14 protein-coding genes are annotated in these 12,753 nt (G+C 54.3%); 10 read left to right on the top strand and 4 right to left on the bottom strand.

Going from position 1 to position 12,753, the window contains the following annotated elements:
- Positions 1 to 2: 2 nt before the first annotated feature.
- Both OGV79_RS08085 and OGV79_RS08080 read right to left on the bottom strand, forming a co-directional pair.
- Positions 3 to 818, bottom strand: coding sequence for a Cof-type HAD-IIB family hydrolase (locus tag OGV79_RS08085; protein ID WP_012133115.1), 816 nt, complete (start codon positions 816 to 818; stop codon positions 3 to 5).
- Positions 818 to 2,026, bottom strand: a complete 1,209-nt coding sequence (locus OGV79_RS08080) for an MFS transporter (RefSeq protein WP_024130499.1) — start codon at positions 2,024 to 2,026, stop codon at positions 818 to 820. The genes OGV79_RS08085 and OGV79_RS08080 overlap by 1 nt, the downstream gene beginning before the upstream one ends.
- Before the next feature lie 86 nt (positions 2,027 to 2,112).
- Between OGV79_RS08080 and OGV79_RS08075 the strand changes: the two genes are divergently transcribed.
- Complete coding sequence (locus OGV79_RS08075) at positions 2,113 to 2,655, top strand: TetR/AcrR family transcriptional regulator (protein WP_275166475.1); 543 nt, start codon at positions 2,113 to 2,115, stop codon at positions 2,653 to 2,655.
- Between the two features lie 167 nt (positions 2,656 to 2,822).
- Here OGV79_RS08075 and OGV79_RS08070 read toward each other — a convergent pair whose 3' ends face one another.
- Complete coding sequence (locus tag OGV79_RS08070) at positions 2,823 to 4,508, bottom strand: aspartate:alanine antiporter (RefSeq protein WP_012133110.1); 1,686 nt, start codon at positions 4,506 to 4,508, stop codon at positions 2,823 to 2,825.
- 270 nt (positions 4,509 to 4,778) lie between these two features.
- Here OGV79_RS08070 and OGV79_RS08065 point away from each other — a divergent pair, with 270 nt between their 5' ends.
- A complete protein-coding gene (locus OGV79_RS08065; RefSeq protein WP_024130498.1) occupies positions 4,779 to 5,156 on the top strand; it encodes an inner membrane protein YbjM in 378 nt (125 codons plus the stop codon).
- A 30-nt stretch (positions 5,157 to 5,186) separates the two neighbouring features.
- Here OGV79_RS08065 and OGV79_RS08060 read toward each other — a convergent pair whose 3' ends face one another.
- Positions 5,187 to 5,450, bottom strand: coding sequence for a GrxA family glutaredoxin (locus OGV79_RS08060; protein ID WP_024130497.1), 264 nt, complete (start codon positions 5,448 to 5,450; stop codon positions 5,187 to 5,189).
- 170 nt (positions 5,451 to 5,620) lie between these two features.
- Here OGV79_RS08060 and OGV79_RS08055 point away from each other — a divergent pair, with 170 nt between their 5' ends.
- From OGV79_RS08055 to potI, 8 genes are all read left to right on the top strand, one after another.
- Positions 5,621 to 5,911: a YbjC family protein gene (locus tag OGV79_RS08055; RefSeq protein ID WP_200031502.1), complete on the top strand. Its 291-nt coding sequence runs from the start codon at positions 5,621 to 5,623 to the stop codon at positions 5,909 to 5,911.
- Entirely contained in the window at positions 5,895 to 6,617 is a 723-nt protein-coding gene (gene nfsA / locus OGV79_RS08050) for a nitroreductase NfsA (RefSeq protein ID WP_071259591.1), read from the top strand. Before OGV79_RS08055 ends, nfsA begins: the two co-directional genes overlap by 17 nt.
- A 52-nt stretch (positions 6,618 to 6,669) precedes the next feature.
- Positions 6,670 to 7,572: a 30S ribosomal protein S6--L-glutamate ligase gene (gene rimK, locus OGV79_RS08045; RefSeq protein ID WP_024130496.1), complete on the top strand. Its 903-nt coding sequence runs from the start codon at positions 6,670 to 6,672 to the stop codon at positions 7,570 to 7,572.
- Between the two features lie 89 nt (positions 7,573 to 7,661).
- Positions 7,662 to 8,138 (top strand): YbjN domain-containing protein, encoded by a 477-nt coding sequence (locus OGV79_RS08040; protein WP_047457888.1) that lies wholly within the window; start codon positions 7,662 to 7,664, stop codon positions 8,136 to 8,138.
- A 417-nt stretch (positions 8,139 to 8,555) separates the two neighbouring features.
- Positions 8,556 to 9,668, top strand: coding sequence for a spermidine/putrescine ABC transporter substrate-binding protein PotF (potF, locus tag OGV79_RS08035; protein ID WP_286468219.1), 1,113 nt, complete (start codon positions 8,556 to 8,558; stop codon positions 9,666 to 9,668).
- 97 nt (positions 9,669 to 9,765) lie between these two features.
- On the top strand, positions 9,766 to 10,899 hold the full coding sequence (gene potG, locus OGV79_RS08030; RefSeq protein WP_012133102.1) for a putrescine ABC transporter ATP-binding subunit PotG: 1,134 nt from the start codon (positions 9,766 to 9,768) through the stop codon (positions 10,897 to 10,899).
- A gap of 9 nt (positions 10,900 to 10,908) precedes the next feature.
- Positions 10,909 to 11,862: a putrescine ABC transporter permease PotH gene (gene potH / locus OGV79_RS08025; RefSeq protein WP_047457887.1), complete on the top strand. Its 954-nt coding sequence runs from the start codon at positions 10,909 to 10,911 to the stop codon at positions 11,860 to 11,862.
- Positions 11,859 to 12,704: a putrescine ABC transporter permease PotI gene (gene potI / locus OGV79_RS08020; RefSeq protein WP_012133100.1), complete on the top strand. Its 846-nt coding sequence runs from the start codon at positions 11,859 to 11,861 to the stop codon at positions 12,702 to 12,704. Before potH ends, potI begins: the two co-directional genes overlap by 4 nt.
- The last annotated feature ends 49 nt before the right edge of the window (positions 12,705 to 12,753 follow it).

Here is a 12,753-nt window from a genome sequence, read left to right as displayed (position 1 = left end):
CATTACCCACTGAACGGGGCTTCGTTTTTCAGCACGCGGTCGATAACGTCCAGCACGCCTTCCGCGTTATTCGAGCCCGCCCGATATTTCGCCGCAGAGGCCACCGCCGCTCCGGCGTTTTCCATCGCAAAACTGAAGCCGGCCTGACGCAGCATCTCAATATCATTGCCGCCGTCGCCAAACGTCACGACCTCATCATTGTTAATCCCCCAGCGTTGTTGCAGCAGACGCAAGCCGTTCGCTTTGTGTACGCCGGGAATGATCAAATCGATGCTGCCGTAACCGGTGTGAACCGGCACCATGATATCGCCAATCGCATCATGCAGCGCCGTCTGAACCTGGGGAATACGGTCATCAGTAATGTTGAGGCCGAATTTAAAGAACACGTCATTGATGTTGTCGAAGCTGTCCACGAACTCAAGGCGATGGTAGTACATCGCCGCAACCTGTTTCAGTTCATCGTTGTACTGTTTCAGGGTATAGGCGCTGTTTTTACCGCAGGCGATGATTTCAATATCCGCGCGGGTCAGCAGATGATCGACAACGGCAGCAAAATCCTCTTTCGCCAGTTCGCCGTTGAACACATCTTCGCCCTCGCTGACCACCCAGCCGCCGTTTTCAGCGACAAAGGCGATTTCGTGGGCGATCTCTGGAAAGAAAGAGATTAACTGGTAATACTGATTACCGCTGGCGACCACAAAACGGATGCCTTTCTGCTTCATTAGCCGATACTGCGCCATAAACCGGTCGCGATTATAGGTTTTTTGATCGCTCAAAAAGGTGCCGTCCATGTCTACCGCAATTAGCTTGATACCCATTAACTATTCTCCATAACAGATTGAGTGTTTGATGTCGGTTTGGCGACAGCCTTCGCGACAAGAGCGGCCAGGATGACCAGCGCCAGCACAACCAGCATTGCGCTGCGCAAACCATAATGTTCGCCAAGGTAGCCCAGCAGCGGCGGCCCCACCAGGAAGGCCAGATAACCGGTTGTCGCCACCACGCTGACGCGGGTTGGCGCGTCCGGGCCGGTATCGCTGGCCGCTGAAATCGTTAGCGGGAAGCCAAGCGACGCCCCAAGCCCCCAGAGAATAACGGAAACGCCCGCGACCCAGGCGCTGTCGACGAAGATAATCAGACCAATACCGAGCGCTCCCATTAGTGCGCTGGCGCGGACTACCGCCACGCGGCTATAACGGTCGATAAACCAGCCGCCGGTAAAGCGCCCGACGGTCATACCGAGCGTAAAGCCCGCATAAATCAGCGAGCCGGACGTTGGGCTGAAGCCGTGACCATCCACCATCAGAAGCGGCAGCCAGTCGTTGGCGGACCCTTCAGCGAAGGCCATTGCCAGTACCACCACGCCGATCAACAGTAGCTGGACATCGCGATAAAAAGGTACGCCTTTTTCCGTTGTGTGGGCGCCGTCGGCGGCGTTTTTCCCCGTGCCGTCGGGAATAGCGCGAATAGCAATAAAAATGGGGACGATCGCGACGAGAGCCGCCAGCAGGATATGAGCGTTGGCAGGGACGTTAAAGGCGGTTAGCGCCATGCCGACGCCAGCGCCAGCCAGCGTACCGAAGCTGTAAAAACCGTGCATCATCGGCAGGACGGTTTTATTCATTTCACGTTCAACCGCCGCCCCTTCGACGTTGATAGCGACTTCGGCGGCGCCAAAGCTGGCGCCGAATACGCCTAAGCCAAGCGCAAAAACCAGCGGAGAAGCGAACCACAGCGCAATGCTGAGGATAACCATCCCCGCAACGGCGCAGGACATGGTGGTCTGAATGACGTTGCGCGTGCCAAATCGTTTTACCAGCCAGGCGGAACACAGAATACCGCTCATCGAACCGATGGAAAGCCCAAACAGCACCGCCCCCATTTCTGCCGTTGATACCGAAAGGATATCGCGAATGGCGGGGGTGCGGGTTGCCCATGAGGCCATCAACAGCCCTGGCAAGAAGAAGAACATAAAAAGCGCCCAGGTCCGGCGTCTTAAGGCTTTACGTGATGAGATGGCGGTCATTGATTCAAACTGAAAAAAGAGAATACAGGGGACAACACTAGCAAGTTTGTGTACATTTGTACACAAACGTGATGAGAGGAAAAGCAGTGCGACGAGCTAACGATCCCCAGCGGCGAGACAAAATCGTTCAGGCCACGCAGGAAGCGATAATAACGCATGGCATTCACGGCGTTACGCACCGCAAAATCGCGGCGATAGCGCAGGTGCCGCTCGGGTCGATGACCTATTATTTTTCGGGAATCGATGAGTTGCTGATCGAGGCGTTAAGCCGGTTTACAGAAACAATGTCGCACCAGTTTCAGTCATTCTTTGCCGATGTCACGAACGTTCAGGACGCCTGTCACGCCATTACCGACATGATCTACAGCTCGCTGGTGACCACGCCAGATAATATGGAGCTGATGTACCAGCTGTATGCCTTCGCCAGCCGAAAACCGGCGCTGAAAACGGTGATGCAGAACTGGATGCAGCGCAGTCAGCAAACGCTGGAGCAGTGGTTTGAACCGGTGACCGCCCGCGCGCTGGACGCGTTTATCGAAGGCATGACCCTCCATTTCGTCACCGACAGAGCGCCTTTAACGCGGGACGATATTCTGGTCATGGTGAAGCGTATTGCCGGGCAAGTGTGAATTTCAGGCAACAAAAAACCCATCAACCTTGAACCAAAATGGCGGGGTTGATGGGCTCCACAAATTGGGGACATCAAAGAAAAGCAGTGGCACTAGTTATGACTGACGCCTTGAAGAAAAGTTCTGCTTACCTGCAAAAATTTTTCACTTAAAGGCAAACTTCAGTTTTATCCTAAGCCCGGCCAGATGATGACAATAAGTGTCCCCGCCAGCGTTAACAGAACGTTGGCTATCGCATAGGTTCCCGCATAGCCTAATGCCGGAATGTTGCTGCGCGCCGTGTCGCTGATGATCTCCATCGCCGGAGCACAGGTGCGCGCGCCCATCATGGCGCCGAAGAGCAGGGCGCGGTTCATACGTAATACATAAGCGCCGAACAGGAAGCAGATAATGACCGGCACCAGGCTCACCACAAGACCGGCAATCAACATTTGCCCGCCGACCGCGCCAAGCCCGTTCCCGATGCCGCTGCCCGCGCTCAGGCCGACGCCGGCCATAAAGACCATCAGACCAAACTCTTTCACCATGTTCAGCGCGCCCTGCGGGATGTACCCGAAGGTGGGGTGGTTAGCTCGCAGGAAACCGAGCATGATCCCGGCGAACAGCAGCCCGGCGGCGTTGCCGATGCCGAAGCTGAAATTACTGAACTGGAAGGTGATCATCCCGATCATCAGGCCGATGATAAAGAAGGCGCAGAAGGCCAGCAGATCGGTTACCTGACTGTGAATCGAGATAAAGCCGATACGGTCCGCGACGGTTTTCACGCGACGCGCATCGCCGCTCACCTGCAAGACGTCGCCTTTATTCAGCACCACGTTGTCGTCGATCGGCATTTCAATCTGGCTGCGGATCACGCGGTTAAGGAAGCAACCGTGGTCGGTCAGCTTCAACTGGGCGAGACGGCGGCCTACGGCATTGTGGTTTTTCACGACGATCTCTTCGGTCACGATGCGCATGTCGAGCAGGTCGCGGTCGAAGACTTCTTTGCCGTTACGGAAGCTGGGGTCCAGCCGGGCGTGTGCATCCGGGTAACCAACCAGGGCAATCTCATCGCCCATCTGCAATACCGCGTCGCCATCCGGGTTCGCCAGAATACCGTTACGGCGGATGCGCTCAATGTAGCAACCGGTCTGACGGTAGATGCCCAGCTCGCGCAGATTTTTCCCGTCGGCCCAGGCCACCAGTTCCGGGCCGACGCGATAAGCGCGGATGACCGGCAGATAGACCTTGCGGTTGGCGTCGGTATCCAGGCCGCGCTCGCGGGCAATCTGCTGGGCGCTGGTTTGCAGATCCTGATGTTGCAGTTTCGGCAGGTAACGTGCGCCGACAATCAGGCTGACCAGGCCGATGAGGTAGGTCAGCGCGTAGCCCAGGCTCAGGTTGTCCAGCGCGACCGAGAGCTGCGAACTCTCCATACCGGAATGGCGTAACGTGTCGCCTGCGCCGACCAGCACAGGGGTCGAGGTCATGGAGCCCGCCAGCATACCGGCGGTCAGGCCGATATCCCAGCCAAAGAGCTTACCCAGCCCTAATGCGATCAGCAGCGCGCTACCGACCATGACCAGAGCAAGCATCAGGTAATTTTTGCCGTCGCGAAAAAAAATAGAAAAAAAGTTGGGGCCAGCTTCGACGCCGACACAAAAAATAAACAGCATAAAGCCCAGATTTAGTGCATCGGTGTTAATACTAAAGTGCTGCTGCCCTAATAATAGGGAGACCACTAAAACGCCAATGGAATTACCGAGTTGGACTGAACCCAGGCGTAACTTACCCAGACATAGCCCGAGAGCCAGGACCACAAATAATAACAGGATGTAATTCCCATTTAACAAATCTGCGACGTTTATATTCACGGAGACTAACTTCTTGTTTACCAGTAAGCTGTTGAAAGAAATGACAATTTACGCTAATGTTTTTGCCAGAAATTATGAGGCGTCGGCATCGTATCGGCGCTCAAATAAAAGCAGCACAACAATTTAATTCGCTAGTTTAATCTCATTACGTATCAACGGCTATAAGAATCGTGTGGGTGTGTTTTTGGCATGGAATGCCGAACGACTTTATCTGACTGGACGCCTTCGGGCGAAAAAAGTGTTCGATAGAGATAGTGTCAGGAGGAACGATTGAAACATAAACAAGGTTGGGCGGGTGCAATCTGCTGCTTTGTACTCTTTATTGTGGTGTGCCTTTCATTAACGATGCATATGAAAGGGGCATTTCGGGTTGCCGGGCATCCTGAGATTGGGCTGTTGTTTTTTACGTTACCTGGCGCGGTGGCCAGTTTTTTTTCCCATCGCAGAGAAGTCATTAAACCTCTTATCGGCGCCATGCTGGCCGCACCATGTTGTCTGGTCCTGATGCGATTTGTTTTTATGCCTACGCGCTCCGTATGGCAAGAACTGGCGTGGTTGTTCAGTGCGGTGTTCTGGTGTGCGCTCGGCGCGCTTTGCTTTTTATTTATCAGCAGCCTGTTTAGTCAGCGACGTAAAAAGAACCGATAACGCCCTCCGGGAGAGGGCGTAAAGCAGCGATCAGGCGAACAGGTTCAGATTCTCTTTTGCCCATGCCTCAAAATCGGTGTAACCGCCGATGTGTTTCTGATCGACAAAAATCTGCGGTACGGTCTCTACCGGTTTACCCACGGTTTTTTCCAGATCCGCTTTGGTAATGCCTTCAGCATGAATATCAATATAACGATAGTTAAAATCGTCGCGCTCAGTGCTCAGTTTTTCTGCTAACTCTTTCGCACGCACGCAATACGGGCACCCTGGGCGACCAAAAATAACGGTAAACATTGTTTTTTCCTCGAACTCATAGCCTTGTGACGAATGGCGGCTATGATGCCGTTAAACGACGCATCTGAAAAGCAGGTTGCGCCTGTTGCTTTGATACCTATAGGCTATATCTGTTAAACACGATAAACCTGAACGCGTTACACTGAGCATCCGTTATCCGGGAGGCCCTTATGCGCTCGATTGGCGCTTTACCCAAAAGCGTGTTGATTCTGGAAATTCTCGGTATGATTTTGCTGGCAGCGGCGTTGCTGTCGCTCAATCAGTACCTCACATTACCCGCGCCGATGAACAGGCCGCTGGCGGTAACGGTGATGATATTTCTCGGTATCCTGCTTATGCTTCCCGCTGCGGTGGCGCTGATGTGGCGGATCGCGCAGCTTATTGCGCCGCAACTGATGACGCGCTCACCCGATTCTTCTTCCCGTTCAGCAAGAGAAAAACCGCATGACTCCAACCATTGATTTAATCCGTGGTCACCGTTCTATTCGTCATTTCACCGATGAGCCGATTTCCGATGCGCAGCGTGAGTCGATTATTGCCGCCGCGCGGGGAACCTCAAGCTCCAGTTTTTTACAGTGCAGTTCCATTATCCGCATTACCGATAAAGCCATGCGCGAAGCGCTGGTGCCCCTGACGGGCGGGCAAAAGCACGTTGCGCAGGCCGCGGAATTCTGGGTTTTCTGCGCTGATTTTAATCGTCACTTACAGATTTGCCCGGACGCGCAGCTCGGGCTGGCGGAACAGCTGCTGCTGGGCACGGTCGATACGGCGATGATGGGGCAAAATGCGCTGACCGCTGCCGAATCCCTGGGGCTGGGCGGCGTCTACATCGGCGGTATCCGCAATCATATTGAAGCGGTTACGGAACAGCTGAAATTACCGAAATATGTCCTGCCGCTGTTTGGGCTGTGCCTCGGCTGGCCTGCGGATAACCCTGGCGTTAAGCCGCGCCTGCCCGCAGAACTGGTGGTGCATGAAAATCACTATCAGCCTGTGGATGCCGCGCTGCTGGCGCAATATGATGAGCAGATCGCGGAGTATTACCTGACCCGCGACAGCAATACGCGCCGCGATACCTGGAGCGATCATATCCGTCGTACCATCATCAAAGAGAATCGCCCGTTTATTCTGGACTATTTGCATAAACAGGGTTGGGCGACGCGCTAACACCCGGTGTATGATACGCAGGCTTTTACCAGGTCTTTTAGAGAGGTGCAGGGTGAAAATTGCCATATTGTCCCGGGACGGAACGCTCTATTCTTGTAAACGCCTGCGCGAAGCGGCGATGAAGCGCGGCCATCTGGTCGAAATACTCGATCCGCTTTCCTGCTATATGAACATCAGCCCGGCGGCCTCTTCTATTCACTATAAAGGCCGCCAGTTGCCGCATTTTGATGCCGTCATCCCCCGTATTGGCTCCGCCATCACGTTTTACGGTACAGCGGCGCTGCGTCAGTTCGAAATGCTGGGTAGCTATCCGCTGAACGAATCCGTGGCGATTACCCGCGCGCGCGATAAACTGCGTTCGCTACAGTTACTGGCCCGGCAGGGGATTGACTTGCCCGTTACTGGCATTGCGCATTCGCCGGATGACACCAGCGATCTGATCGACATGGTCGGCGGCGCGCCGCTGGTGGTAAAACTGGTGGAAGGTACGCAGGGCATTGGCGTGGTGCTGGCGGAAACCCGGCAAGCCGCAGAGAGCGTGATTGATGCGTTTCGTGGCCTCAATGCGCACATTCTGGTGCAGGAGTACATCAAAGAGGCCAGAGGGCGTGACATCCGTTGTCTGGTCGTGGGCGACGAAGTGGTGGCGGCCATTGAGCGGCGGGCAAAAGAGGGCGATTTTCGCTCCAACCTTCATCGCGGCGGTATGGCGAGTATCGCCAGTATCACGCCGCGTGAACGAGAGATCGCGATAAAAGCGGCGCAGACGATGGGGCTGGATGTCGCTGGCGTCGATATTCTGCGCGCGGAGCGTGGGCCGCTGGTCATGGAAGTGAACGCCTCTCCGGGTCTGGAAGGGGTAGAAAAAACGACGGGTGTGGATATCGCCGGGCGAATGATCCAGTGGATCGAGCGTCACGCCACCCCCGAATTTTGCCTTAAAACGGGCGGTTAATCGCAATATCGTTCCCGATCGTGGTATGACGCGGTCTTTTTGCGTAAGCTGTGCCGGTAATTTTTTATCGTAAGAGGTAGCACATTATTATGACATCACTGGTCGTTCCTACTCTGGATACGTTGCGTCAATGGCTCGACGACCTGGGCATGAGTTTTTTTGAATGTGATACCTGTCAGGCGCTGCATTTGCCCCATATGCAAAATTTTGACGGCATTTACGATGCGAAAATCGACCTGGTGGATAACACGGTGCTGTTTTCCGCAATGGCGGAAGTGAGGCCCTCTGCGCTGCTGCCGCTGGCTGCCGATCTGTCGGCAATTAACGCCAGCTCGTTAACGGTGAAAGCGTTCCTGGATATGCAGGATGATAATCTGCCAAAACTGGTGGTTTGCCAGTCTTTATCCGTTATGCGGGGCGTGACGTATGAACAGTTCGAGTGGTTTGTTCGTCAGAGCGAAGAGCAGATTTCTATGGTGATCCTGGAAGCCGGAGCGCATCAGCTGCTGTTCAGCGCAGAAGAAGACGCGCAAAAAAGTAGCGCTGAAAATCATTTTCTTCACTGAAATCTGCGCACATGCAACCTGAAGAATGACGCGTCTAACGCAGTCGCTGCCAGAGCGGCTGCTGTTTGCATTTTTTTATTCTGCCTTTAACCTTTCTTTAAAGAATAATTCACCTCCTTTCCGCCTGTTTCGCTTTATCACATAGACAAAACCTGCATAAAAAATTGATAAAAGGCGTTTTTTAATCTGAGCTATAGCCTCGAACCCTGGCTAAAGTTATTCTTGCGAAGCTTTTACACGTCATCCTTCAGACAACCTCCTGAATGATTTTGTGTATTTATGGCGAGCAATGACGGCAGGGAGAGAGCCCTCTCTTCTGTAACTGTGTCGAGTGACAAAATATGCACGTTTCTTGCATATCTTAGAATGCAACTTTTTTGGTTCGTTTGTTAACGAACTTTCAGAAGGAAAGAGATTATGACCGCCTTAAATAAAAAATGGCTATCGGATCTGGTTGCGGGTGCTCTGATGGCCGTCTCTGCCAGCACGCTCGCCGCTGAACAAAAAACACTGCATATCTATAACTGGTCTGATTATATCGCCCCGGATACGGTCGCGAACTTTGAAAAAGAGACCGGTATCAAAGTGGTCTATGACGTCTTCGACTCCAACGAGGTACTGGAAGGGAAACTCATGGCCGGGAGCACCGGTTTTGACCTGGTTGTCCCGTCGGCCAGTTTTCTGGAACGCCAGCTCACTGCGGGCGTATTCCAGCCGCTGGATAAAAGCAAATTACCAGGCTGGAAAAACCTCGATCCAGAGCTGTTGAAGCTGGTAGCGAAGCACGATCCCGACAACAAATACGCGATGCCGTATATGTGGGCGACTACCGGTATCGGTTATAACATCGATAAAGTCAAAGCGGTGCTGGGGGCTGACGCGCCGGTCGATAGCTGGGATCTGGTGCTGAAACCTGAAAATCTGGAAAAACTTAAAAGCTGCGGCGTCTCCTTCCTTGATGCGCCTGAAGAGGTGTTCGCGACCGTGCTGAACTACCTGGGGAAAGATCCCAACAGTACCAAAGCGGATGACTACACGGGGCCTGCGACCGATCTGTTGCTGAAGCTGCGCCCGAACATTCGTTATTTCCACTCGTCTCAATACATAAACGATCTGGCGAACGGCGATACCTGCGTGGCGATTGGCTGGGCAGGGGACGTATGGCAGGCGGCTAACCGCGCGAAAGAAGCGAAAAACGGCGTGAATATCTCCTTCTCCATTCCGAAAGAGGGGGCGATGGCGTTCTTTGATGTGTTCGCGATGCCTGCTGATGCGAAAAACAAAGAAGAGGCTTATCAGTTCCTCAACTATCTGCTGCGCCCGGACGTGATCGCCCACATTTCCGACCATGTGTTCTACGCCAACGCCAACAAAGAAGCGACGGCGCTGGTCAGCGCTGAAGTGCGTGACAACCCGGGCATTTATCCGCCTGCGGATGTGCGAGCGAAAATGTTCACGCTGAAAGTGCAGGAACCGAAGATCGACCGTGTGCGTACGCGTGCCTGGACGAAGGTGAAAAGCGGTAAATAAGCCGCTGTATCAGAACGTTGCCCGGTGAGGTTTACCGGGCAATGCGCACTTTTATGGTGCGTTTGCACTGATTTTTGTTTATGCCGGAGAGCACCCCGTGAACGACGCGACCCCCCGCCCACAGGCGAAAACCCGTAAAGCGCTGACGCCGCTTCTTGAAATCCGCAACCTGACAAAATCATTTGATGGTCAACACGCCGTGGATGATGTCAGTCTCACTATCTATAAAGGCGAAATATTTGCGCTGCTTGGCGCATCGGGCTGCGGGAAATCCACGCTGCTGCGTATGCTGGCCGGATTTGAACAACCCTCTGCCGGGCAAATCATGCTCGATGGCGTCGATCTGGCGCATGTCCCGCCTTATCTGCGCCCTATCAATATGATGTTTCAGTCCTATGCGCTGTTCCCCCATATGACGGTGGAGCAGAACATTGCGTTTGGGCTGAAGCAGGACAAGCTGTCGAAGGCGGAAATCACCGCGCGCGTGAACGAAATGCTGGGGCTGGTGCATATGCAGGAGTTCGCTAAACGTAAGCCTCATCAGCTTTCCGGCGGCCAGCGTCAGCGTGTGGCGCTGGCGCGTAGCCTGGCGAAACGCCCGAAGCTGTTGCTGCTCGACGAGCCGATGGGCGCGCTGGATAAAAAGCTGCGCGACCGGATGCAGCTGGAAGTCGTCGATATTCTTGAGCGCGTTGGCGCGACCTGCGTGATGGTGACGCACGATCAGGAAGAGGCGATGACGATGGCCGGGCGAATTGCGATCATGAACCGTGGGAAATTCGTGCAGATTGGCGAACCGGAAGAGATTTATGAACATCCGACCACCCGCTACAGCGCGGAATTTATCGGTTCTGTGAATGTCTTTGAAGGCTTGCTGAAGGAACGTCAGGATGATGGGCTGGTCATTGATTCGCCGGGGCTGGTGCATCCTCTGAAGGTGGATGCGGATGCGTCCGTTGTCGATAACGTTCCGGTGTATGTTGCGCTGCGCCCGGAAAAAATCATGCTGTGCGACGCGCCGCCAGAAGACGGCTACAACTTTGCCGTGGGTGAAGTGGTGCATATCGCCTACCTCGGCGATTTGTCGATTTATCATGTGCGGTTGAAAAGCGGCCAGATGTTGAGCGCTCAGTTACAGAACGCGCATCGCTATCGCAAAGGGTTGCCGACCTGGGGCGATGAAGTGCGTTTATGTTGGGATGCGGACAGCTGTGTGGTGTTGACGGTTTAAGGAGCGAAAATGAGTACACTTGAACCTCCGGCTCGCGATAAAAAGCCCGGCGGCCTGACGCTGTGGCTGGCGCGGATGCAAATGAAGCATGGGCGTAAGCTGGTCATCGCGGTGCCGTACCTTTGGCTGATCCTGCTTTTTCTGCTGCCGTTTCTGATTGTGTTTAAAATCAGCCTGGCGGAGATGGCGCGGGCGATCCCGCCCTATACCGATCTGGTGGCGTGGGCCGACGGGCAGCTATCCCTGACCCTCAATCTGGGAAACTTCCTGCAACTGACGGACGATCCGCTCTATTTTGACGCCTATTTGCAGTCTTTGCAGGTGGCGGGCGTTTCGACTCTCTGCTGTTTGCTGCTGGGGTATCCGCTGGCCTGGGCGGTGGCGCACAGCAGGCCGTCAACGCGTAATATTCTGCTGTTGCTGGTGATCCTGCCGTCCTGGACCTCGTTTCTGATCCGCGTTTACGCCTGGATGGGGATTCTGAAAAATAACGGCGTGCTGAACAACTTCCTGATGTGGCTGGGGGTTATCGATCATCCCCTGACGATTTTGCATACCAATCTGGCGGTGTATATCGGTATTGTCTACGCCTATCTGCCGTTTATGGTACTGCCGATTTATATCGCGCTGACGCGCATTGACTATTCGCTGGTGGAGGCCTCGCTGGATCTGGGCGCGCGTCCGCTGAAAACCTTCTTTAGCGTCATTGTGCCGTTAACGAAAGGGGGAATAATTGCCGGATCGATGCTGGTGTTTATTCCGGCGGTGGGGGAATTTGTGATCCCGGAACTGCTCGGCGGGCCAGACAGCATTATGATCGGCCGCGTACTGTGGCAGGAGTTCTTCAACAACCGCGACTGGCCGGTGGCCTCTGCGGTGGCTATCATCATGTTATTACTGCTGATTGTACCGATTATCTGGTTCCATAAGCATCAGCAAAAAAGCGAGGGGGAACTCGGATGAATACTTTACCGGTGGTTCGTTCGCCCTGGCGAATTGTTATTCTGGTGCTCGGGTTTACCTTCCTGTATGCGCCGATGCTGATGCTGGTCATCTATTCGTTTAACAGCTCGAAGCTGGTGACTGTCTGGGCGGGGTGGTCTACGCGCTGGTATGGCGAGCTGTTCCGGGATAGCGCGATGATAAGCGCCGTCGGCCTGAGCCTCACGATTGCCGCTTGCGCCGCGACAATGGCGGCTATTCTGGGGACGATTGCCGCCGTGGTAATGGTGCGTTTTGGCCGTTTTCGTGGAGCGAATGGCTTTGCGTTTATGATCACCGCGCCGCTGGTTATGCCGGATGTGATTACCGGACTGTCGTTGTTGCTGCTGTTTGTGGCCCTGGCTCATGCTATCGGCTGGCCCGCAGATCGCGGAATGCTGACAATCTGGCTGGCGCACGTTACCTTCTGTACGGCCTATGTGGCGGTGGTTATTTCATCGCGTCTGCGCGAACTGGATCGCTCGATTGAAGAGGCGGCGATGGATCTTGGCGCGACGCCGTTAAAAGTGTTCTTTGTGATTACGCTGCCGATGATCATGCCTGCGGTGATCTCTGGATGGCTGCTGGCTTTCACGCTGTCGCTGGACGATCTGGTGATCGCCAGTTTTGTCTCTGGCCCGGGGGCGACGACATTGCCGATGCTGGTCTTCTCCAGCGTGCGTATGGGGGTTAACCCGGAGATTAACGCGCTGGCGACCCTTATCCTCGGCGTGGTAGGCATTGTCGGTTTTATCGCCTGGTATCTGATGGCGCGCGCAGAAAAGCAGCGAATGCGTGATATCCAACGTGCAAGACGCGGCTGAAGAAACTAAAATCTGCCAACCTGGCAACACGTTACCGTGGGCAAACGCG

The organism is Citrobacter sp. CK185 (assembly GCF_030333565.1).
Taxonomy (GTDB): Bacteria; Pseudomonadota; Gammaproteobacteria; order Enterobacterales; family Enterobacteriaceae; genus Citrobacter_B; species Citrobacter_B koseri.
This window is presented reverse-complemented; position numbering and strand designations above follow the sequence as displayed.